At 62.7% G+C, this 21477-nt stretch carries 20 protein-coding genes and 3 tRNA genes; 22 read left to right on the forward strand and 1 reads right to left on the reverse strand.

The window, feature by feature from the left end; genetic code table 11:
• Nucleotides 1–16 precede the first annotated feature (16 nt).
• Nucleotides 17–385 (reverse strand): DsrE family protein, encoded by a 369-nt coding sequence (locus K2U94_RS08770; RefSeq protein WP_243066848.1) that lies wholly within the window; start codon nucleotides 383–385, stop codon nucleotides 17–19.
• 65 nt (nucleotides 386–450) lie between these two features.
• Between K2U94_RS08770 and K2U94_RS08775 the strand changes: the two genes are divergently transcribed.
• The 22 genes from K2U94_RS08775 (at nucleotide 451) to K2U94_RS08885 (ending at nucleotide 21472) form a co-directional block, all read left to right on the forward strand.
• Nucleotides 451–1458, forward strand: a complete 1008-nt coding sequence (locus K2U94_RS08775; RefSeq protein WP_243066849.1) for an AraC family transcriptional regulator — start codon at nucleotides 451–453, stop codon at nucleotides 1456–1458.
• 114 nt (nucleotides 1459–1572) lie between these two features.
• Nucleotides 1573–1657, forward strand: a tRNA-Leu gene (locus tag K2U94_RS08780).
• A gap of 89 nt (nucleotides 1658–1746) precedes the next feature.
• Nucleotides 1747–3105 carry a trigger factor gene (gene tig / locus K2U94_RS08785; RefSeq protein WP_243066850.1) on the forward strand — a complete coding sequence of 453 codons (1359 nt, stop codon included), beginning with the start codon at nucleotides 1747–1749 and terminating at the stop codon, nucleotides 3103–3105.
• Nucleotides 3106–3425: 320 nt separating this feature from the next.
• Entirely contained in the window at nucleotides 3426–3788 is a 363-nt protein-coding gene (locus K2U94_RS08790; protein ID WP_243066851.1) for a hypothetical protein, read from the forward strand.
• Between the two features lie 309 nt (nucleotides 3789–4097).
• Nucleotides 4098–4727 (forward strand): ATP-dependent Clp protease proteolytic subunit, encoded by a 630-nt coding sequence (locus K2U94_RS08795; RefSeq protein WP_243066852.1) that lies wholly within the window; start codon nucleotides 4098–4100, stop codon nucleotides 4725–4727.
• Between the two features lie 279 nt (nucleotides 4728–5006).
• Entirely contained in the window at nucleotides 5007–6272 is a 1266-nt protein-coding gene (gene clpX, locus K2U94_RS08800) for an ATP-dependent Clp protease ATP-binding subunit ClpX (RefSeq protein WP_243066853.1), read from the forward strand.
• A 341-nt stretch (nucleotides 6273–6613) separates the two neighbouring features.
• Complete coding sequence (gene lon, locus K2U94_RS08805; protein ID WP_243066854.1) at nucleotides 6614–9037, forward strand: endopeptidase La; 2424 nt, start codon at nucleotides 6614–6616, stop codon at nucleotides 9035–9037.
• A 323-nt stretch (nucleotides 9038–9360) separates the two neighbouring features.
• Nucleotides 9361–9639: an HU family DNA-binding protein gene (locus tag K2U94_RS08810; protein WP_243068835.1), complete on the forward strand. Its 279-nt coding sequence runs from the start codon at nucleotides 9361–9363 to the stop codon at nucleotides 9637–9639.
• A gap of 121 nt (nucleotides 9640–9760) precedes the next feature.
• Nucleotides 9761–9836, forward strand: a tRNA-Val gene (locus tag K2U94_RS08815).
• Between the two features lie 112 nt (nucleotides 9837–9948).
• On the forward strand, nucleotides 9949–10488 hold the full coding sequence (locus K2U94_RS08820; protein WP_243066855.1) for a COG3904 family protein: 540 nt from the start codon (nucleotides 9949–9951) through the stop codon (nucleotides 10486–10488).
• Between the two features lie 114 nt (nucleotides 10489–10602).
• Nucleotides 10603–10679, forward strand: a tRNA-Asp gene (locus K2U94_RS08825).
• 1142 nt (nucleotides 10680–11821) lie between these two features.
• Nucleotides 11822–12187 (forward strand): NADH-quinone oxidoreductase subunit A, encoded by a 366-nt coding sequence (locus K2U94_RS08835; RefSeq protein WP_243066856.1) that lies wholly within the window; start codon nucleotides 11822–11824, stop codon nucleotides 12185–12187.
• On the forward strand, nucleotides 12178–12762 hold the full coding sequence (locus K2U94_RS08840) for a NuoB/complex I 20 kDa subunit family protein (RefSeq protein WP_243066857.1): 585 nt from the start codon (nucleotides 12178–12180) through the stop codon (nucleotides 12760–12762). Before K2U94_RS08835 ends, K2U94_RS08840 begins: the two co-directional genes overlap by 10 nt.
• Before the next feature lie 71 nt (nucleotides 12763–12833).
• Nucleotides 12834–13475, forward strand: a complete 642-nt coding sequence (locus tag K2U94_RS08845) for an NADH-quinone oxidoreductase subunit C (RefSeq protein ID WP_243066858.1) — start codon at nucleotides 12834–12836, stop codon at nucleotides 13473–13475.
• Between the two features lie 72 nt (nucleotides 13476–13547).
• Nucleotides 13548–14738 (forward strand): NADH-quinone oxidoreductase subunit D, encoded by a 1191-nt coding sequence (locus K2U94_RS08850; protein WP_243068836.1) that lies wholly within the window; start codon nucleotides 13548–13550, stop codon nucleotides 14736–14738.
• Nucleotides 14735–14947: a hypothetical protein gene (locus K2U94_RS08855; RefSeq protein WP_243066859.1), complete on the forward strand. Its 213-nt coding sequence runs from the start codon at nucleotides 14735–14737 to the stop codon at nucleotides 14945–14947. The genes K2U94_RS08850 and K2U94_RS08855 overlap by 4 nt, the downstream gene beginning before the upstream one ends.
• Nucleotides 14944–15612 carry an NADH-quinone oxidoreductase subunit NuoE gene (nuoE, locus tag K2U94_RS08860; RefSeq protein WP_243066860.1) on the forward strand — a complete coding sequence of 223 codons (669 nt, stop codon included), beginning with the start codon at nucleotides 14944–14946 and terminating at the stop codon, nucleotides 15610–15612. Before K2U94_RS08855 ends, nuoE begins: the two co-directional genes overlap by 4 nt.
• 10 nt (nucleotides 15613–15622) lie before the next feature.
• Nucleotides 15623–16924: an NADH-quinone oxidoreductase subunit NuoF gene (gene nuoF / locus K2U94_RS08865; RefSeq protein WP_243066861.1), complete on the forward strand. Its 1302-nt coding sequence runs from the start codon at nucleotides 15623–15625 to the stop codon at nucleotides 16922–16924.
• Nucleotides 16925–17103: 179 nt separating this feature from the next.
• The gene (gene nuoG / locus K2U94_RS08870; protein ID WP_243066862.1) at nucleotides 17104–19182 is read left to right on the forward strand and encodes an NADH-quinone oxidoreductase subunit NuoG; all 2079 of its coding nucleotides are present in this window, start codon (nucleotides 17104–17106) and stop codon (nucleotides 19180–19182) included.
• An 11-nt stretch (nucleotides 19183–19193) separates the two neighbouring features.
• Nucleotides 19194–20204 (forward strand): NADH-quinone oxidoreductase subunit NuoH, encoded by a 1011-nt coding sequence (gene nuoH / locus K2U94_RS08875; RefSeq protein WP_425332510.1) that lies wholly within the window; start codon nucleotides 19194–19196, stop codon nucleotides 20202–20204.
• A 9-nt stretch (nucleotides 20205–20213) separates the two neighbouring features.
• Nucleotides 20214–20702 carry an NADH-quinone oxidoreductase subunit NuoI gene (gene nuoI, locus K2U94_RS08880; protein WP_243066864.1) on the forward strand — a complete coding sequence of 163 codons (489 nt, stop codon included), beginning with the start codon at nucleotides 20214–20216 and terminating at the stop codon, nucleotides 20700–20702.
• Between the two features lie 167 nt (nucleotides 20703–20869).
• Nucleotides 20870–21472, forward strand: a complete 603-nt coding sequence (locus K2U94_RS08885) for an NADH-quinone oxidoreductase subunit J (RefSeq protein ID WP_243066865.1) — start codon at nucleotides 20870–20872, stop codon at nucleotides 21470–21472.
• Nucleotides 21473–21477 lie beyond the last annotated feature (5 nt).

The following is a 21477-nucleotide window of genomic DNA, read 5'->3' on the forward strand; positions in this document are numbered from 1 at the left end:
TCTAGCAGTTATTGATCTAGAAGCTCAAAGTGGCCGCTCCGCCCTTGATCAATTCGTGGACGTTGCTCGCCCCCGCGATGACCACGCCGTCGATCAGGTCTTCCTGGGAATAGCCGCGGCTCTTGACGCAGGGCGTGCACGCCCAGATGGCGCCGCCGCGGGCGAGAAAATCGCGCATCATGTCCGCCAGCGGCTCCAGAGGCTTGACATGGGTGGCGTCGGCGGCGCGGCGCCGGGCGATATCGACGCCGGAACTGGTAAGAAAAATGGAGACCTTCAGGCCCGCCGTCATGCCGCCAAGCGCAATGGTCAAGCCGGCGGACGATAATTCATGGTCGATTCCATGTGTCACCATGACGACGAGATCGCGGGCGTCTTGACTCATCTTTGCCTCCCACCGATGTTTGTTGGACATCGGCAAAAGTGTAATTTTCGCCGCGAGGCGACGCCATGGCCGGGACGCCGGAAGATTTGATCGAAACGCCGTCGGACGGGCGGGACCTGCTTTCCGACCTGCTCAGCGGGATGCGCCTTTCCGGCACGGTGTTGTTTCGCGCCGAATTTCGCGAGCCCTGGTCGGTGGTTACACCCGATGGTTGCCATCTCGCCCAGGTCCTGCCCTTCCGCACCGAACACATCATCCCCTTTCACATCATCGCCGCCGGCGGTTGCTGGCTCGGTTTGCGGAATGACGCGCCCGTCTGGCTGGCGGAGGGCGATGCGGTGCTGTTGCCCTATGGCGATAGTCACGGCCTTTACGGGCGCGAAACCGCCGCCGCGGTCGAGGTCGGCAAATTGTTGCCGCCGCCGCCCTGGCCCGACATATTGGTGGTCGAACACGGCGGCGCGGGCGCGAAAACTTCGGTCATCTGCGGCTTTCTGCAATGTGACGAACTGCTGTTCCATCCTTTGCTGCGCCATCTGCCGCGGCTCTTGCACGTCAGCTCCGGCGAGGAGACGGGCGATCGCTGGCTCGGCTCGACGATCCGCCATACGGCAGATGAGACGAGCCGGCTGAGCCCCGGCTCGCGCAGCATGCTGCCGCGCCTGACCGAATTGATGTTCGTGGAGATATTGCGCGCGCATATCCACGGCCTGTCGGCCGACGACGCCGGCTGGTTCGCGGCGCTGAACGATCCGGTGGCGGGGGCGGCCCTCAAATGGCTGCACGCCGAGCCGATGAAGGATTGGAGCGTGGAGGAGCTGGCGCGCCGGGTCGGGACCTCGCGCAGCGTGCTCAACGAGCATTTCCGCCGCTATCTCGACCAGCCGCCGATACGCTATCTGGCGAAATGGCGGCTGCAACTGGCGGCGCAGCAGATGAAGACGGACAGCCTTCCCATGAAGGCCATAGCCGAGCAGTATGGCTATGAATCGGAAGCCGCCTTCAACCGCGCCTTCAAGCGCTGTTTCGGCCTGCCGCCCGGCGACTGGCGCAAGCGGCAGGCGCGGAACTGACGGCGAGACGCGTGAAAGGCGCGCGATCCCATTTTTTTGCTGCTTTCCTTTTGTGTCATTGCTATAGAGCGCAGCCTACGTGGGCGGTCGGCGAAAGCCGGCGGAATGGCGCGCGCGGGCGTGGCGGAATTGGTAGACGCGCCGGATTTAGGTTCCGGTGGTGAAAATCGTGGGGGTTCGAGTCCCTCCGCCCGCACCAGTACGGCGCCAAACGCTCGAATCGGCTGGTTTCATCCCGCAAATGGCCAAAGAGCTATCGCGGTGGAGAGGTTTGAGAAGGTTTTGACGATGCAGACGACGGAAACGCTTTCGCAGGGGCTGAAGCGCGAATATCAGGTGGTGCTCGCGGCTGCGGAGCTTGCGGAGAAGCTTGAGGCCCAGCTTGCCGAGATGAAGGACAAGGTGCGCATCAACGGCTTCCGCCCGGGCAAGGTCCCGGCCAGCCATTTGAAGCGTCTTTACGGCAAATCGATCATGGGCGACGTCGTCCAGCAGGCCGTGACCGACGCCCAGAACAAAATTCTCTCCGACAACAACATGCGCCTTGCCGGCCAACCCAAGCTGGATTTCCCGGAAGACCGCGACGAAATGGAAAAGGTGCTGGAGGCGACCGGCGACCTGTCCTTCAAGATCGCTTTCGAAGTGTTGCCGAGCTTCGAAGTCGGCTCGTTCGAGGATATCGAGCTTGAGCGTCTGGTCGCGGAGGTTCCGGAAGAGGAAATCGAGCAGCAGCTCAAGGCCCTGGCCGATGGCAATCGCGCCTATGCCGACCGCGAGGAGGGCGCCGAGGCTCAGAATGGCGACAAGCTGACCATCGATTTCGTCGGTCGCATCGGCGACGAAGCTTTTGAGGGCGGCGCGGCCGAGGGCGTCGATCTGGTGCTCGGCTCCGGCTCGTTCATTCCGGGCTTCGAGGCTCAACTCGAAGGGGCCAAGGTTGGCGACGAACGCAAGGTCACGGTGACCTTCCCGGAGGACTATCAGGCCGCACACCTCGCCGGCAAGGAAGCCGTCTTCGACGTCACGGTCAAGGTGGTCGCCGCGCCGCAAGAGGTCGCGATCGACGACGAACTGGCCAAGAAATTCGGGCTGGAGAGTCTCGACAAACTGCGCGAGGCGGTCATCGCGCGAATCAAGGCGGATTATGACCGGGCCTCGCGCGAAAAGCTGAAGCGCGCCCTGCTCGACGCCCTCGACAAGAAGTTCGATTTCGAATTGCCGCAGGACATGGTCGAGCATGAATTCAACGGCATCTGGGGGCAGATCCAGGCCGAGCAGAACGCCGCCGGCAAGACCTTTGCCGACGAGGGCACGACCGAGGAGGCGCAGCGCGCCGAATATCGCCGCATCGCCGAGCGCCGGGTGCGCCTCGGCCTGGTCGTGGCGGAAGTCGGCGACAAGGCGGGCGTTCGCGTGGGCGACGACGAGGTGACCCGCGCCATCGTTGAGCGCGCCCGCCAGTTCCCCGGCCAGGAGAAGCTGTTCTGGGAATATTACCAGAAGAATCCGCAGGCTCTGGCCGAGATTCGCGCGCCGATCTATGAGGAAAAGGTGGTCGATCACATCGTCGGGCAGGCGAAGGTGACCGACAAGACCGTCGCGAAGGAAGAGCTGTTCAAGGCCGAGGACGAAGAAAAGACGGCCTGAGTTCACGACTTTCCAGGTATCGTCCGTCGAAACGCCCGCGTACTCGCGGGCGTTTTCTTTTGTGGCGCATCCGGCTCTTGTGCCGCGCAGTGTGACGTTTGTTGGGAAAGCGCCAAACGACCGATGGAAAGGCGATATTTCCAATTCTCGCGGCGACGAGTCGCCGCGAAAGGCGCCGATCGGCTTATTTCCAGCCGGCCTCCCTGTCGCATTCGTGCATTTCCACCGGGCGGGATTTCTCCCACTGCGTGATCGACCGGGTTTCGCTCTCAGGCATCTTGTTGTCCATGCAGGCGCAATAGGCGGCGACGACTTCGGGCGTGGCGCCGTCGTTCCTGTTGTCCGCGATGCACCGCTTGATCCAGGCCGCATCGCCCGCCCATGCCCTTGAGATCAACCGCGAGGCCTTCGGCCGCTGTGACGAGGTGATGTCGGCCTCCGCCGCCGACTTCCAGGAGAAGCTCGCCGCCTTCCTGGTCAGGCTTGACGCCGCCGGCAGGCTGAGACTCAGCTCGGATTTCACTTTCGACGAAGCCGCTCAACTCCTCGCCGACGGCGCCCGCGGCGTCAACGAGACTTTGCAGCCGCGCCCCGCCGCGACCCTTTCGGAGCGTTACCGCCGAATGTGTGCGGGCGGTGCTCTTCGGTTGCGCGGAGAGGTGAGGGGGCCGCTCCGGAAATAAGTCGGGATGGAACTCATGCGTCATGCGCCGGCCATTGGCCGCCATCGCCGCCCGGTGACGCGTTCCCAGCAGATTCTTAGAACTTTTTTCACACGCGCCCGCCTATTGCTCGGGTTCGTGTCGCGCGGCGCCGGGCCGATTCGGGCTCCGCCACGCGGCGGCTGAATTTTCCCGCGAGTCGTGTCTGCCCTGTTTCGGCCCCGATCTTGCATTTTTGTGACGAGGCGTGGCGGCCATTGCCTCGGCCGGCAAGCGCATTATGTTGGGATGAGGCAAAACAGCGGCGAATCCCGCCGAAGGAAATGGTCTATGCGCGATCCGGTTGACGTCTACAATCAATATCTCATCCCGCAAGTCATCGAGAACACCCCGCGCGGCGAGCGCGGCTTCGATATTTACTCACGGCTGCTGCGCGAGCGAATCGTCTTCCTGACCGGCCCGGTCGAGGACGGCATGGCCTCGGTCATCATCGCGCAATTGCTGTTCCTCGAAGCCGAGAATCCGAAGAAGGAAATCTCGATGTACATCAATTCGCCGGGCGGAGTGGTCACCGCCGGCATGGCGATCTACGACACGATGCAGTTCATCAAGCCCAAGGTTTCGACGCTCTGCGTCGGCCAGGCGGCCTCGATGGGCTCGCTGCTTTTGTGCGGGGGCGAAGCGGGCATGCGATTCGCGCTTCCCAACGCCCGAATCATGGTGCACCAGCCTTCCGGCGGCTTCCAGGGCCAGGCTTCGGACATTTTGCGCCATGCCGAAGACATCATGAAGGTCAAGAAACGCCTGAACGAGATCTATGTGAAGCACACGGGTCAGGATTACGACACGATCGAGAGCACCCTCGATCGCGATCATTTCATGGCGGCCGAGGACGCCAAGGCCTTCGGCCTGATCGACGACGTGCTCAGCAAGCGTCCGGAGGAGTCGCCGGAGAAATGATGTCGCCGGAGAAATGGGGGCGCCGGAGAAATGAGGATGAATGTCTGGGGACGGCGCCCACTTTGCATGGCGTCCCGCACAATGCGAAGCTTGCCATCAGCGACCATGGGCATACATTAGCATTTTGAACTAGATGGAAGAACCGGGGCGCGTAAGCGCGGATTCGTCGAACCGGCGGCGAGAATCCCAGCGGCCTCAGGCGGATTTTTCCGCCGGGGGCGGCGCAAGCGGGTCGAACGGCGCCGGAAGGGGGCGCCGTTCAGCCGCAAGGAGAAGCTCATGAGCAAGGTTGGCAATAGCGACTCGAAAAACACGCTCTACTGCTCGTTCTGCGGCAAGAGCCAACACGAGGTGCGGAAGCTGATCGCCGGGCCGACTGTGTTTATCTGCGACGAATGCGTCGAGTTGTGCATGGACATCATCCGCGAGGAGAACAAGTCCTCGCTGGTCAAGACCCGCGACGGCATTCCCACGCCGAAGGAAATCTGCAAGGTGCTCGACGATTACGTGATCGGCCAGCACCAGGCCAAGCGCGTGCTTTCGGTCGCGGTCCACAACCATTACAAGCGCTTGAATCACTCGACCAAACATTCCGATGTCGAACTGGCCAAGTCGAACATCCTGCTGGTCGGCCCGACGGGATCGGGCAAGACCCTGCTGGCGCAGACCCTGGCCCGCATCCTCGACGTGCCCTTCACCATGGCGGACGCCACCACCCTTACCGAGGCCGGCTATGTCGGCGAGGACGTCGAGAACATCATCCTGAAGCTGCTCCAGGCCTCCGATTACAATGTGGAGCGGGCGCAGCGCGGCATCGTCTATATCGACGAGATCGACAAGATTTCCCGCAAGTCGGACAATCCGTCGATCACCCGCGATGTGTCGGGCGAGGGCGTGCAGCAGGCCCTGCTGAAGATCATGGAGGGCACAGTCGCCTCCGTGCCGCCGCAGGGCGGCCGGAAACATCCGCAGCAGGAATTCCTGCAGGTGGACACGACCAATATATTGTTCATCTGTGGCGGCGCCTTCGCCGGTCTCGACAAGATCATTTCGTCGCGCGGGAAAGGCACCTCGATTGGCTTCCAGGCCAAGGTCGAGGGGCCGGACGAACGCCGCACCGGCGAAATCTTCCGCAGTGTCGAGCCTGAGGATCTGCTGAAATTTGGCCTGATCCCCGAATTCGTCGGCCGCCTGCCAGTGATCGCGACCTTGGAGGACCTCGACGAGGACGCCCTGAAAAAGATCCTTACCGAGCCGAAAAACGCTCTGGTCAAGCAATATCAGCGCCTGTTCGAAATGGAAAATGTCGAGTTGACCTTCCAGGACGAGGCCCTCAACGTGATCGCCCGCAAGGCGATCGAGCGCAAGACCGGCGCGCGCGGCCTGCGCTCGATCATGGAGGGCAACCTGCTCGACACCATGTTCGACCTGCCCGGCCTCGAAGGCGTGGAGCAGGTGGTGATCGGGCCGGAGGTCGTCGAAGGCAAGGCCAAGCCTCTCTACATCTATGCGGAACGCGCCGAGAAATCCGGTGCGAGCGCGTAAAGTGAAGGCAATGGGGGTTTATGAGGCTGCCTCAAACGCGAAGAGCGCTTGAAAGGGGGTCGAAAAACCCCATCTGCGGATAATGTTAACCAATCGCCGCCGATGCTTGAAAAGGTCGCGCGGCGCATGGGGCGGAGGCCGTCGGCGCCGCGAAACTGTTCCGGGTCGCTCCGCGAATCGGGACAGGGCAGACAGAGGTTGCAGCCCCTTTCGATCCCGCGCGGATCGTCAGGGCGCAAGGGCCGGCGTCTCAAAGCCACGTGGGCGTGGCGGGAATTCTTTCGGGCGGATCCCATCGCCCCGGAGAAGGACCGGTGCGCCATGACAGATAGGATTCAGTGATGACCAGCCCCAAGCGAGTGCTCCCCCCCGCAGGCGTGACCGACAATTATCCGGTCCTCCCCCTGCGCGACATCGTCGTTTTCCCGCATATGATCGTGCCGCTGTTCGTCGGCCGCGAGAAGAGCATTCGCGCCCTCGAAGAGGTGATGAAGGCGGACAAGTTCATCCTCCTCGCGACGCAGAAAAATGCGGCGGAGGACGATCCCAAGCCGGATGCCGTCTATTCGGCCGGAGTGCTCGCCAGCGTGCTGCAATTGCTGAAACTGCCCGATGGCACCGTCAAGGTTCTGGTCGAGGGCATGGCCCGCGCCAAGATCGCCGAATATGTCCGCACCGACGAATATTACGAGGCCGAGGCCGAGGTCACGCCCGAGGAAGCGCCCGATCCCGTCGAGGCGGAGGCTCTGGCGCGCTCGGTCGCGTCCGAGTTCGAAGGTTATGTGAAGCTCAACAAGAAGGTGTCGCCCGAAGTCGTCTCGGCGGTCGCGCAGATCGACGATCCCGGCAAGCTCGCCGACACCGTGGCTTCCCATCTGTCGGTCAAGATCACTGACCGTCAGGCGGTGCTGGAAATGACCTCCGTCACCAAGCGCCTGGAGAAATGTCTGGCGCTGATGGAAAGCGAAATCTCGGTTCTTCAGGTCGAGAAACGCATTCGCACGCGCGTGAAGCGGCAGATGGAGAAGACCCAGCGCGAATATTATCTGAACGAGCAGATGAAAGCCATTCAGAAGGAGCTGGGCGACGAGGACGGCAAGGACGATCTCTCCGAGCTGGAGGAGAAGATCAAGAGGACCAAGCTGTCCAAGGAAGCGCATGACAAGGCGATGGCCGAGCTGAAGAAGCTGCGGCAGATGTCGCCGATGTCGGCCGAAGCCACCGTCGTGCGCAATTACCTCGACTGGCTGGTCTCGATCCCGTGGAACAAGCGCTCCAAGATCAAGAAGGATCTCGCCTCGGCGCAGGATCTTCTCGACGCCGAGCACTATGGCCTCGACAAGGTCAAAGAGCGGATCATCGAATATCTGGCCGTGCAGAGCCGCGCCAACAAGCTTACCGGCCCGATCCTGTGCCTCGTCGGCCCGCCCGGCGTCGGCAAGACCTCGCTCGGCAAGTCGATCGCCAAGGCGACGGGTCGTGAATTCGTCCGCATGTCGCTCGGCGGCGTGCGCGACGAGGCCGAGATTCGCGGCCATCGGCGGACCTATATCGGGTCCATGCCCGGCAAGCTGATCCAGTCGATGCGCAAGGCGAAAACCTCCAATCCGCTCTTCCTGCTCGATGAAATCGACAAGATGGGCATGGATTTCCGCGGCGACCCGTCCTCGGCGCTGCTGGAGGTGCTCGACCCCGAACAGAACGCCACTTTCAACGATCATTATCTCGAGGTGGACTACGATCTGTCGAACGTGATGTTCGTGACGACCGCCAACACGCTGAATATTCCGGCGCCGTTGATGGACCGCATGGAGATCATCCGCATTGCCGGCTATACCGAACAGGAAAAGGCGGTGATCGCGCGCAAGCACCTGATCCCGGCCGCGACCAAAAAGCACGGGCTGTCGCCCAGCGAATGGACGATCGAGGACGCGGCGCTGACCAAGATCATTCGCCGCTACACCCGCGAGGCGGGCGTGCGCAATCTGGAGCGCGAAATCTCAAATCTCGCCCGTAAGGCGGTCAAGGAGATCCTGCTCTCCAAGACGAAGATCGATAAGGTCGTCATCACCGAGGACAATGTCGAAACCTATCTCGGCGTGCCGCGCTATCGCTATGGCGAGGCGGAACTGGAGGATCAGGTTGGCGTGGTCACCGGTCTGGCCTGGACCGAGGTCGGCGGCGAGCTGCTGACGATCGAGGGCGTCATGATGCCCGGCAAGGGCCGCATGACGGTCACCGGCAATCTGCGCGACGTGATGAAGGAATCAATCTCGGCGGCGGCCTCTTATGTCCGCTCCCGCGCGGTGGATTTCGGCATCGAGCCGCCTTTGTTCGAGAAGCGGGACATCCATGTCCACGTGCCCGAAGGAGCGACGCCCAAGGACGGCCCGTCGGCGGGCGTGGCGATGGCCACCGCCATCGTCTCGGTCATGACCGGCATTCCGGTGCGCCGCGACATCGCCATGACCGGCGAGATCACCCTGCGCGGTCGCGTGCTGCCGATCGGCGGCTTGAAGGAAAAGCTGCTCGCGGCCCTGCGCGGCGGGCTGAAGAAGGTCCTGATCCCGGAAGACAACGCCAAGGATCTGGTGGATATTCCGGAATCGGTGAAGAACAACCTCGAAATCGTGCCGGTTTCCCGCATGGAGGAGGTTCTGAGCCATGCGCTTCTGCGCATGCCGGAGCCGATCACCTGGGAAGAGGGCGCGGTCAAGCCGCAGGCCGAGGTCGAGGACGAGACGGTCGGCGTCGTCGCGCATTAAAGCGCGACGCCGTTCGAACGCTGGAAAAAAGCCGGGATGCGGGCGCATCCCGGCTTTTTCGCGCAGCACATCCCGAATGCGGCGCGAAAGCTTGGCTTTTTTTCGGCATTTTCGGCCTGTTTGGTTTGCGGTCGCTTGCTTTGCCACGGATTCAAAGGGAAAGTGGCGGCGTCGAAAGGGTGCGATTCGAGTTGCGGTCGCCCTCGCGGCGCCTTATTCGTCCGCGCCTCGACGGGAAATCAATTTCCGCGGCGTCGGGGGCGCCGTGGCAGGTCACCTTGGCGCTCTCCGGCGAGAAGCGCCCCATTCAAGGAAAAAACGAGATGACGAACAAAGCCGAATTGATCGATGCGGTGGCGGAAGCGACGGAAAGCTCGAAGGCGGCCGCCGGTGTGGCGCTCGACGCGGTGATTGCGGCCATAACCGACGCTCTGCACAAAGGCGAAGAAGTCCGTTTGGTTGGTTTCGGCACGTTCTCCGTCAAGACCCGCGCGGCGGGCAAGGGCCGCAATCCGGCGACCGGCGCCGAGATCGACATTCCGGCGTCCCGCAGCGTCCGCTTCAAGCCCGGCGCTCAGCTCAAGGACATCGTCAACAAGTAAGCTGGTTCTCGCCCGGGCGCGGCCCGTCCGCGCCTCGGCCGCGACATTCAGTCTTGCCAGCGGCGGCCGCGCGACCTATCTCCGGGGAGGCCCGTCCGGCAGGGCGTCGTCACGTCGGTTCGGGCGGTTAGCTCAGTTGGTAGAGCATCTCGTTTACACCGAGAGGGTCGGCGGTTCGAGCCCGTCACCGCCCACCAAACCGAAGGGAAATCGATGGTGGCCGGGAAGTTTGGCGGTCCTTCGCTCACAACCGCTCCAGCCCTGGCGGCGTTCGCCATTTTCCTTCTGTCGTCGCCCGCCGCGAGGGCGATGGATTTTCATCTCCAGAGCGTTTCCGATGGCGCCTGTCGGGCCCATTGCCCGCGCGTCATCGTCGCTCAAGGCCAGATCGCCAATTCCACACCGGACGATTTCCTGGCGTTCCTGCGTGAAAATATTCGCAATCGCGACTTGCGGACCGTCGTCCTGCTCAATTCGCAGGGCGGTTATGTCATGGCTTCGATGGAGTTGGGGCGGATGTTCCGGCGAATCGGCGCTGCGACCGTCGTCGCCCATAAATGCCTCTCGGCTTGCGTTTACGCCTTCATGGGCGGGATCAAAAGGGTCGCGCCGCGTGGGACCTATCTTGGCATTCACCGGATGTTCGCCAACACTTCGGACGGAATATTCGACGAGACGCGCCGCGTCTATGACGATGGCTCTATGGCGGGCATGCTGATGCGCTATAGCGCGCGCATGGGCGTCAGCCGCGATCTTGTCCGCTATGCCGAGCACGTTTCCTCGCAAACCATCCATTTCGTCACGAGCGCGGAAATGGCGCGCTGGCGGCTGGCGAGCCGCAAGTTCTGAGTGACGCTTGCGCGTGGGTGAAGGTTCACGAATTCGCCATATGGCGCTTGACTTGCCGGCACGCCTGTCTTAATTCGCAGGCCTCCGATCGACGCGACAGCGTCACGGTCGAGCGGGGGAGTAGCTCAGTTGGTTAGAGCGCCGGCCTGTCACGCCGGAGGTCGCGGGTTCGAGTCCCGTCTCTCTCGCCATTTCATGCCTGCCCGGCCCTTTCCGCTATGGCGCGGCGTGAGTGTGCGCGCAAAGCTTGTTGCCGCTTCAATCCCCTTTATTCGCAGAATGGCTTCTCCGCGCAATGCGGTGGAGCAGAAATAGCTCGCGTGGCGTGATACGAGCGGCGCGTCGGCTGTTTGTTGTTCCCATTGCCACTTATATTGTCTTTCGCGGCGCCAATTTTATCTATGGGGTCGCAAATTGCCGTCGTGAGAATGAATCACTCAATTTCATTCGCTTTCCAGCAACTTCGTCTCAACAGGCGATTTCGAATTTGTAGCCGTTTCCCACATAAGGCGCTCTGAACGACGCCATCCACCGATTCGGGGCGCCCGAGAACATGAACATCAGGGCAGCCGGTTCATGTCCTTTGCCTGGACCGACCGCTTGAAGCGCGTCGGCGCCCGAATCTCGATGGACGGCAAGGCCCGCTGCATCGACAACGTCCTCATCGAACGGCTCTGGAGGCCGCTGAAGTATGAATGCGTCTACCTGCGCACATGGGAACGGGCACGCACGCCAAGGTCGGGATCGGTGGCTGGATGACCTTCTACCATCCCCGGCGACCTCACGCCGCCCATGGCGGGCGGGCCCGCGCGCCGTGGTTTATTGGAACAGGATTGAATCCGACCAGAAGGCCCGGAAAGTAACTTAAATTTCGCCGGAAATTATCCAACCCGGAGGGAGTAGCTCAGTGAATCAGATCACGCTCGATTCGCCGAGGCCTTGGGACGCGTCCAGCCGCTCCCACCGCGGTCCCGCGCCGGCGGGGCTCACGACCAGTTGTTCTTTTCCGGACAGCCTTTCTGGCGGGGCAGGGCGCATTTGTGCCATGCAGCAAGACCCTGGGTCCGACTTTCGCATGAGGCTAAACTAAATCATGGTCGGAATCGCCTGGGCTTTGCTGGAAATATCTGGAATTCCAAGAGATTTATGATTACATCCGGCGCCGATGGCGCCGCTGGCCGGGGTCGTCGGAGCGCGCTTTGGCCTTGCGCCCGGCGCCGCCCTGCGATACGGAACCAATGTGATCCAGCGGCGGGGGGCGACTGCGCGCCAGCCTGCCGCGCCGGGGCGCTCAGCCCGGAAAAGGACAATTGAGAGCAAGGACGTCCCTCCCATGCCGGTCCTCCTGAACGATTATCTGCCGCTGGTGATCTTCATCGCCCTGTCGGCGGTCATTTCGGGGGCGCTGCTGGTCGCGCCCTTCCTGCTCGCCTTCAAGGCGCCCGACGCCGAAAAGCTCTCGGCCTATGAATGCGGCTTCAACGCCTTCGATGACGCTCGCATGAAATTCGACGTCCGGTTCTATCTGGTGTCGCTGCTCTTCATCATCTTCGACCTGGAAGTGGCCTTCCTGTTCCCCTGGGCGGTGGCCTTCCGCAAGATCGGCGCTTTCGGCTTCTGGTCGATGATGGTCTTTCTTGGCGTGCTGACCGTCGGCTTCGTCTATGAGTGGAAAAAGGGAGCCCTGGAATGGGATTGATTTCCGACAAGGGCAGCACGATCGTCGCGCCCGCGCCGCGGGGCGTTCTCGACCCGCGCACCGGCAAGCCGATCGGCGCTGACGACCCTACATTCCTGGCGATCAACGACCAGCTCGCCGACAAGGGCTTTCTGGTCACCGCGACCGACGATCTGATCAATTGGGCGCGCACCGGTTCGCTGATGTGGATGACCTTCGGTCTCGCCTGCTGCGCGGTGGAGATGATGCAGGCGGCCATGCCGCGCTACGACGTCGAGCGCTTCGGCTTCGCCCCGCGCGCCTCGCCGCGCCAGTCCGACGTGATGATCGTCGCCGGCACGCTCACCAACAAGATGGCCCCGGCTCTGCGCAAGGTTTATGACCAGATGCCCGAGCCGCGCTACGTCATCTCGATGGGCTCCTGCGCCAATGGCGGCGGCTATTACCACTATTCCTATTCGGTGGTGCGCGGCTGCGACCGCATCGTTCCGGTTGACGTCTATGTCCCGGGCTGTCCGCCTTCCGCCGAGGCCCTGCTTTACGGGATCATGCTGCTGCAGCGCAAAATCCGCCGCACCGGCACGATCGAACGCTGACGCGAATATCCGGCGCGCCGTCCGGCGCGTCATTCTGTCTTGCCGGCGCCAGCCGGATATTGGGGTGAAGCATGGCTGACGGGCAGAACGCCGTGACGGACCACGCCGCGGACTTGCGGGAAAAACTGAAGGATTTGTCCGGGAAGATCTGGTCGGCCCTTGGCGGTTCCGTCCTGTCGGCGGATATCGCCTATGACGAGCTGACGGTCGTGTTCGAGGCGAAGAACTGGGTTCCGGCGCTGACTTATCTGCGCGACAACGGCTTCATCTCCTTCATCGATCTCACCGCCGTGGACTGGCCGTCGCGCGAAAAGCGCTTCGACGTGGTCGCGCATCTGCTCGACCCCAAGGCCAATCTGCGCATCCGTGTCAAATGCATGACCGACGAGGTCACGCCGGTCGAGAGTTGCGTCGATGTCTGGCCCGCCGCGAACTGGTTTGAGCGCGAAGCCTATGACATGTATGGCGTCTTGTTCTCCAATCATCCCGACCTGCGCCGGATGCTGACCGATTACGGCTTCGACGGCCATCCCTTGCGCAAGGATTTCCCGCTGACCGGCTATGTCGAGGTGCGTTACGACGACGCCCAGAAGCGCGTGGTCTATGAGCCGGTCAGCCTCAGTCAGGAATTCCGCAGTTTCGATTTCCTCTCGCCCTGGGAAGGCGAGTCCTACACCCTTCCCGGCGACGAGAAGGCGACGAAGCAGGCTTGAGCGGGGCGGACGGTTGGCGGGCGGCATGGCGAAGACGAGCGTCGAGGTGAAAAACTGATGGGCGAACAAGTAATGTCCGGACAGGCGCCGCGCAATTTTTCGATCAATTTCGGGCCGCAGCATCCCGCGGCGCACGGCGTTCTGCGGCTGGTTCTCGAGCTTGACGGCGAAGTGGTCGAGCGCGTCGATCCGCATATCGGCCTGCTGCATCGCGGCACCGAGAAGCTGATGGAAGCCCGGCCCTATATGCAGAACACGCCCTATTTCGATCGGCTCGACTATTGCGCGCCGATGAATCAGGAGCATGCTTTCTGCCTCGCCATCGAAAAGATGCTCGGCGTCGAGGTTCCCCGCCGCGCCCAGCTCATCCGCGTGCTCTATTGCGAAATCGGCCGCCTCCTCTCGCATCTCCTCAACGTCACCACCCAGGCGATGGACGTCGGCGCGCTCACCCCGCCGGTGTGGGGCTTCGAGGAGCGAGAGAAGCTGATGGTGTTCTACGAGCGCGCCTCGGGCGCCCGGATGCACGCCAATTATTTCCGCCCCGGCGGCGTCGCCAAGGACCTGCCGCCCAAGCTGATCGAGGACATCGGCGCCTGGCTCGATCCCTTCCTCAAGCTGTGCGACGACCTTGAAGCCCTGTTCGTGGAAAATCGCATCTTCAAGCAGCGCAATGTCGATATCGGCGTGGTGACGCTGGAGGATTGCTGGAAATGGGGTTTCTCTGGCCCGGTGTTGCGCGGTTCAGGCGCCGCCTGGGATTTGCGCCGCGCCCAGCCCTGTGAATGCTACGAGGAAATGGAATTCGACATTCCGGTCGGCAAGCATGGCGATTGCTATGACCGCCAGGTCGTAAGGCTTGAGGAAATGCGCCAGTCGGTGCGAATCATGCGACAATGCGTGAACAAGCTGCTGGATCGCGCCAATGAGGGCCCGGTGCTGGCGCCGAATCACAAGATCACGCCGCCGCGCCGCGGTGAAATGAAGCGTTCGATGGAATCGCTCATCCATCACTTCAAGCTGTTCACCGAAGGTTTTCGTGTGCCGGAGGGCGAGGTCTATGTGGCGGTCGAGGCGCCCAAGGGCGAATTCGGCGTCTATCTCGTCTCCGACGGCACGGACAAGCCCTATAAGTGCAAGATCCGCGCGCCGGGCTTCGCCCATCTGCAGGCCATGGACATGCTGAGCCGCGGCCACATGCTCGCCGACGTGTCCGCCATTCTCGGCGCGCAGGACATCGTGTTCGGGGAGGTGGATCGGTGACGGTCGTCGAATCCCTTCGCAAAAACGGCCATTTTCTGCTGACGGGCTTCCTCTCCGCCGTCGTCCTCCTCGTTGTCATGCGCTGGTCGGACGGCGCGCCCCTGTTCCAGCCGCAATCCGATTTCGGCATTCTCATCGGCGCCGCGCTGGTCGCCGGTTTCCTTATTTACCGTGATGTGCGCGGCTCCAACGGAAAGCAGTCATCATGAGCGTTCGCCGTCTCGCCGAGAAGCAGCCCGAGAGCTTCGAGTTCACGCCGGAAAACCGGGCGTGGCTCGACGCCCAGATCACCAAATACCCGCCCGGCCGCCAGGCGTCGGCTGTGGTTCCGGCCTTGTGGCAAGCCCAGAAACAGCACGACTATTGGCTGCCGCAGAAGGCCATCGAAAAGGTCGCCGACATTCTCGGCATGCCCTACATTCGCGTGCTTGAGATCGCGACCTTCTACACGATGTTCAATCTGGAGCCGGTCGGGAAATTTTACGTGCAGCTCTGCGGCACCACGCCGTGCCAACTCGGGGGCGCGGACGAACTCATCCGCGTCTGCGAGGAGCGCATCGGGCCGCAGCGCAAGGTCACGGCGGACGGCATGTTCTCCTGGCTGGAGGTCGAGTGCCTCGGCGCCTGCTGCAACGCCCCGATGGTCCAGATCAACGACGATTATTACGAGGACCTCGACGCCGCCAGTTTTTCCAGGCTGCTCGACGATCTGGCGGCCGGTCGCCCGACCCATATCGGGCCGCAGAACGGGCGTTTGCGCTCCGAGCCGCTCGGCGGGCTGACCTCGCTGACCGAGTTCTACGGCGCCGACGGCAAAAGCGGTCCGCTCACCGATCTTGAGGCTGCCTTGCAGCCCGCCCACCCCGGCAAGTGAGGAGGCGAGGATGCTTCAGGACAAGGACCGCATCTTCCAGAATCTCTATGGCTATGGCGACTGGGGCCTGGAGGGCGCGAAAAAACGCGGCGCCTGGGACAACACCAAGGGTCTGCTCGAAAAGGGCAAGGACTGGATCGTCAAGGAGATGAAGGATTCGGGCCTGCGCGGGCGCGGCGGCGCCGGCTTCCCGACCGGCCTCAAATGGTCCTTCATGCCCAAGCCCGACCCGGCGCGGCCGTCCTATCTCGTGGTCAACGCCGACGAATCGGAGCCCGGCACCTGCAAGGATCGCGAGATCATGCGCAACGACCCGCATCTGCTGGTCGAGGGCTGTCTGGTCGCCGGTTTCGCCATGGGGGCTTCGGCCGCCTATATCTACGTGCGCGGCGAATTCATCTTCGAGCGCGAGCGTCTGCAGGCGGCGGTCGATCAGGCCTATGCGGCCAATCTGATCGGCAAGAACAATATCCACGATTATCCGTTCGAGGTTTTCGTTCATCACGGCGCCGGCGCCTATATTTGCGGCGAGGAGACGGCGCTGATCGAGTCCCTTGAGGGCAAGAAGGGCATGCCGCGCCTGAAGCCGCCGTTCCCGGCCAATGTCGGCCTCTATGGCTGCCCGACCACGGTCAACAATGTCGAATCGATCGCGGTCGCGCCGACCATCCTGCGTCGCGGCTCGGCGTGGTTCGCCGGCTTCGGCGCGAAAAACAATTCGGGCACGAAATTGTTTTCGATCTCCGGCCATGTGAACAGGCCGTGCAATGTGGAAGAGGCGATGTCGATCCCCTTCCGCGAGCTGATCGACAAACATTGCGGCGGCATTCGCGGCGGCTGGGACAATCTGCTGGCGGTCATTCCCGGCGGCTCTTCGGTGCGCTGCGTGCCGGCCCATGAGATCATCGACTGCCCGATGGATTTCGACAGCCTGTCCAAGCTCAAATCGGGCCTTGGCACCGCGGCGGTGATCGTGATGGACAAGTCCACCGACATCATCCGCGCCATCGCCCGGCTGTCGCATTTCTACAAGCACGAGAGCTGCGGCCAATGCACGCCCTGCCGCGAGGGAACGGGTTGGATGTGGCGCGTGATGGAGCGCATGGTCGAGGGCCGCGCCCAGAAGAAGGAAATTGACATGCTGTTCGAGGTGTCGAAGCAGATCGAAGGGCACACGATCTGCGCGCTCGGCGACGCCGCGGCCTGGCCGGTGCAGGGACTGATCAATCATTTCCGCCCGGTGATCGAGGAGCGTATCGACAGCTATACCGCGCGCGCCGACAAGGACGCGATCAAGGTGGCGGCGCAATAACGTTTGGGCCTCGACCGCTCCAGCGGGCGAGGCAAAAGATGAATTCCGCATCGGCGAAGCCGGTGCTAGGAGCGAATGCGACCGGGCGTCGAAAGACGCCCGTCAAACGACGGGCTACGGCCGAGCTGATGCGAGGGGCGCCTCGACCGCTCCAGCGGGCGAGGCAAAAGGGAAGAATGATGGCCAAGATCATCGTCGATGGCGTCGAACTGGATGTCCCGCCGGAATATACTTTGCTCCAGGCGTGTGAAGTCGCGGGCAAGGAAATTCCGCGCTTCTGCTATCACGACCGCCTGTCGATCGCGGGCAATTGCCGGATGTGCCTGGTCGAGGTGAAGGGCGGCCCGCCCAAGCCGACGGCCTCCTGCGCCATGTCGGTGCGCGACCTGCGCCCGGGCCCCAATGGCGAACCGCCGGTGGTGCTGACCAATTCGCCGATGGTCAAGAAGGCCCGCGAGGGCGTGATGGAGTTTCTGCTCATCAACCATCCGCTCGACTGCCCGATCTGCGATCAGGGCGGCGAATGCGACCTGCAGGACCAGGCCGTCGCCTTCGGCATGGACCGCTCGCGCTATCATGAGAGCAAGCGCGCGGTGGAGAACAAATATATCGGGCCGCTGGTCAAGACCGAGATGACCCGCTGCATCCATTGCACCCGCTGCGTCCGCTTCACCGCCGAAATCTGCGGCACGTCCGACATGGGCGCGATCGGGCGCGGCGAGGACATGGAGATCACCACTTATCTCGAACAGGCGATGACCTCCGAATTGCAGGGCAATGTCACCGACCTCTGCCCGGTTGGCGCGCTCCTGCCCAAGCCGCAGAATTTCCGCGCCCGCCCTTGGGAATATAACAAGACCGCGGGCGTGGACGTCATGGACGCGCTCGGCTCCTCGATCCGTATCGACACTCGCGGCCGCGAGGTCATGCGCATCCTGCCGCGCCCCAATGACGCGGTGAACGAGGAATGGATTTCCGACAAGGCCCGCCAGATCGTGGACGGGCTGAAGATTCAGCGCCTCGACCGGCCTTTTGTCCGCGACAACGGCAAGCTGCGTCCGGCGACCTGGGCGCAGGCCTTCGCCGCAATCGCGGCCAAGGTCAAGGCGACGGCGCCGGAGAAAATCGGTTTCATCGGCGGCGATCTGTCCTCGGTCGAGGATCTTTACGCCGCCAAGTCGCTCGCCGAATCGCTTGGCGCCAAGAATATCGACGCGCGCCAGGATGGGGCGAGGCTCGATCCCGCTAAAGGACGCGCCTCCTATCTGTTCAATGCGACCATCGAAGGCGTCGACCATGCCGACGCTCTGCTGATCGTCGGCTCGAATCCGCGCTGGGAAGCGCCGGTGCTCAACGCCCGCATCCGCCGCCGCTGGCGCCAAGGCGGTCCTCACAACTCCCATTTCCCGGTCGGCGTGATCGGTGAGAAACTCGACCTGACTTATACATATGACTATCTCGGCGCCGGGCCCGATGTCCTCGCCAAGGTCGCGCAGGGCGAGGGTTTCGGCGAAATCCTGGCCAAGGCCGAGCGGCCGCTGATTCTGGTGGGGCAGGGTGCTTTGGCGCGCGAGGACGGCGCCGCCATTCTTGCGCTCGCGGCCAGGCTCGGCGCCCCCAAAGGCGACTGGACCGGCCTCTCCATTCTCCATACCGCGGCCGCGCGGGTCGGCGCGCTTGACATCGGCTTCGTTCCGGGCGACGGCGGCCTCGACGCTTCGGCCATGGCCAAGGCGGGCGCGCTGGATCTGGTCTTCCTCGTCGGCGCCGATGAGATTTCGGTCGAGCCGGGCGCCTTCGTCGTTTATGTCGGTTCGCATGGCGACCGCGGCGCCCATCGCGCCGACGTCATCCTGCCGGGCGCGGCCTATACCGAGAAATCAGGCACTTACGTCAACACCGAAGGCCGGGTCCAGATTTCCGACCGCGCCGCCTTCCCGCCCGGCGAAGCCCGTGAGGAATGGGCGATCTTCCGCGCTCTTTCGGCCGCGCTCGGCAAGCCGCTGCCCTTTGATTCTCTGGCGCAGCTGCGGGCGAAACTTTACGCGGCTTACCCCTGGCTCGCGCGCATCGACGCCATCGCGACCTCCGATCCCGCTTGCCTCGCGTCGCTTCCGGCCGGGACTTTGGGGCAGGGCGCCTTGGTGTCGCCGGTCTCCGATTTCTTCCTGACCAACCCGATCGCCCGCGCCTCGCGCGTCATGGCGGAATGTTCGGCCCTCGCCAAGGGCCGCCTCACCGCGCAAGCCGCGGAATAGGAGAGAAGAACGTGGACCTCCTGCTCTCCATTCTCCTGATCGTCGTCAAAAGCCTCGCGCTTCTGGTGGTCGGCCTGATTCTGGTCGCCTATTACATCCTGCTCGACCGCAAAGTCTGGGCGGCGGTGCAGCTGCGGCGCGGCCCCAATGTCGTCGGACCGTGGGGTCTCCTGCAAAGCTTCGCCGACATGTTCAAGTTCCTGTTCAAGGAGCCGATCATTCCAGACGGCGCCAACAAGGGCGTCTTCCTGATCGCGCCCCTGGTCACGGCGACCTTGTCGCTGGCGGCCTGGGCGGTGATCCCGGTCAACGACGGCTGGGCCGTCGCCAATCTCAACGTCGGCATTCTTTATATTTTCGCCATCTCGTCGCTCGGCGTTTACGGCATCATCATGGGCGGCTGGGCGTCCAACTCGAAATATCCCTTCCTCGCGGCTCTGCGCTCCGCCGCGCAAATGGTGTCCTACGAAGTCTCGATCGGCTTCGTCATCATCACCGTACTGCTCTGCGTCGGCTCGCTCAATCTCACCGACATCGTTCGCGCCCAGGACACCCGTTTAGGCCTGTTCGGCTGGTACTGGCTGCCGCTCTTCCCGATGTTCGTGATCTTCTTCGTTTCGGCGCTCGCCGAGACCAACCGCCCGCCCTTCGATCTGGTGGAAGCGGAATCGGAGTTGGTCGCGGGCTTCATGGTTGAATATTCGGCGAGCCAATATCTACTGTTCATGCTCGGCGAATATGTCGCCATCGTCACCATGTGCGCACTGATGACGATTCTGTTCTTCGGCGGCTGGCTGCCGCCGGTGAACATCCCGCCCTTCACCTGGATTCCGGGCGTGATCTGGTTCGTGCTCAAGCTGACCTGGTTCTTCTTCATGTTCGCCATGGTCAAGGCTTTCGTGCCGCGCTACCGTTACGACCAGCTGATGCGTCTGGGCTGGAAGGTCTTTTTGCCGATTTCGCTCGCCTCGGTGGTCGTCGTTGCCGGGGTGCTTGAATTCATCGGCAAAGTCGCCCACTGAGGACATGCCATGCAGATCGTTTCCTCCGCCAAGGCCCTGCTCCTCAAGGAATTCGTCGCCGCCTTCTTCCTGTCCTTCCGCTATCTCCTGAAGCCGAAGGCGACGCTGAACTATCCGCATGAGAAGAACCCGCAGTCACCGCGCTACCGCGGCGAACATGCGCTCCGCCGCTATCCCAACGGCGAGGAGCGCTGCATCGCCTGCAAATTATGCGAGGCCATCTGTCCGGCGCAGGCCATCACCATCGAGGCCGCGCCGCGCGGCAATGACGGCACGCGACGCACCACCCGCTATGACATCGACATGACGAAATGCATCTATTGCGGCTTCTGCCAGGAAGCCTGTCCGGTCGATGCGATCGTCGAGGGGCCGAATTCGGAATTCGCGACCGAAACCCGCGAGGAATTGTTCTTCGACAAGCAACGACTGCTCGACAATGGCGCGATCTGGGAGCGCGAAATCGCTCGCAACATCGCCGCCGACGCCCCCTATCGCTGAAGGCAGGGCGCCCGCCCTGCCTAAAGCTCAACTTTACCTCGCGCCGACTCACGGTTAAGCAGCGTCGGCGAGAGCATGGTCCCGATAAGTGGAATCCGGTTTTCGGGATCAAGGTCAAAAACGAGAGCAAACGATCAAGGCCCGCTCGCCGGGCGCACAGGTGGACCATGACGCTTGCCACGGCTTTCTTCTATCTGTTCTCGATCGTCATGATCGCATCCGCCGTCATGGTCATCGCGGCGCGCAACCCCGTTCATTCGGTGCTGTTCCTGATCCTCGCCTTCGTCAATGCGGCGGGGCTGTTCCTGCTCACCGGCGCGGAATTTCTGGCGATGATCCTCGTCGTCGTCTATGTCGGCGCTGTGGCGGTGCTCTTCCTGTTCGTCGTGATGATGCTCGATGTCGATTTCGCCGAGCTGAAACAGGGTTTTCTGCAATATTTGCCCATCGGCATGCTGGTCGGCCTGATTGTGCTCGTCGAGCTGATTACGGTGATCGGCGCCTGGTCGGTCGCGCCGCAGGCCGTGCTCGCGACGCCGACGCCGGGAAATCTGACCAACACCGCGGCGCTCGGCCAGGTGCTCTACACGCAATATGTCTATCTGTTCGAGGCCGCCGGCTTCGTCCTGCTCACCGCGATGATCGGCGCCATCGTCCTGACCCTGCACCATCGGTCGAACGTCCGCCGCCAGAACATTGCGGAGCAGAACGCGCGCACCCGCGCCTCGGCCATCGAAGTTAAGAAAGTCCCGTCGCGGGCGGGCGTTTGAGGAGC

It is taken from the genome of Candidatus Rhodoblastus alkanivorans, assembly GCF_022760755.1.
Lineage (GTDB): Bacteria > Pseudomonadota > Alphaproteobacteria > Rhizobiales > Beijerinckiaceae > Rhodoblastus > Rhodoblastus alkanivorans.

Coding starts and splice junctions, on each gene's coding strand:
- nuoF (WP_243066861.1), top strand. CDS start 15,623: ATGCTTCAGGACAAGGACCGCATCTTCCAGAATCTCTATGGCTATGGC.
- K2U94_RS08770 (WP_243066848.1), bottom strand. CDS start 385: ATGAGTCAAGACGCCCGCGATCTCGTCGTCATGGTGACACATGGAATC.
- tig (WP_243066850.1), top strand. CDS start 1,747: ATGCAGACGACGGAAACGCTTTCGCAGGGGCTGAAGCGCGAATATCAG.
- K2U94_RS08775 (WP_243066849.1), top strand. CDS start 451: ATGGCCGGGACGCCGGAAGATTTGATCGAAACGCCGTCGGACGGGCGG.
- nuoI (WP_243066864.1), top strand. CDS start 20,214: ATGCAGATCGTTTCCTCCGCCAAGGCCCTGCTCCTCAAGGAATTCGTC.
- K2U94_RS08845 (WP_243066858.1), top strand. CDS start 12,834: ATGGCTGACGGGCAGAACGCCGTGACGGACCACGCCGCGGACTTGCGG.
- K2U94_RS08820 (WP_243066855.1), top strand. CDS start 9,949: ATGGATTTTCATCTCCAGAGCGTTTCCGATGGCGCCTGTCGGGCCCAT.
- K2U94_RS08885 (WP_243066865.1), top strand. CDS start 20,870: ATGACGCTTGCCACGGCTTTCTTCTATCTGTTCTCGATCGTCATGATC.
- K2U94_RS08850 (WP_243068836.1), top strand. CDS start 13,548: ATGTCCGGACAGGCGCCGCGCAATTTTTCGATCAATTTCGGGCCGCAG.
- K2U94_RS08835 (WP_243066856.1), top strand. CDS start 11,822: ATGCCGGTCCTCCTGAACGATTATCTGCCGCTGGTGATCTTCATCGCC.
- nuoE (WP_243066860.1), top strand. CDS start 14,944: ATGAGCGTTCGCCGTCTCGCCGAGAAGCAGCCCGAGAGCTTCGAGTTC.
- nuoG (WP_243066862.1), top strand. CDS start 17,104: ATGGCCAAGATCATCGTCGATGGCGTCGAACTGGATGTCCCGCCGGAA.
- lon (WP_243066854.1), top strand. CDS start 6,614: ATGACCAGCCCCAAGCGAGTGCTCCCCCCCGCAGGCGTGACCGACAAT.
- K2U94_RS08810 (WP_243068835.1), top strand. CDS start 9,361: ATGACGAACAAAGCCGAATTGATCGATGCGGTGGCGGAAGCGACGGAA.
- clpX (WP_243066853.1), top strand. CDS start 5,007: ATGAGCAAGGTTGGCAATAGCGACTCGAAAAACACGCTCTACTGCTCG.
- K2U94_RS08840 (WP_243066857.1), top strand. CDS start 12,178: ATGGGATTGATTTCCGACAAGGGCAGCACGATCGTCGCGCCCGCGCCG.
- K2U94_RS08795 (WP_243066852.1), top strand. CDS start 4,098: ATGCGCGATCCGGTTGACGTCTACAATCAATATCTCATCCCGCAAGTC.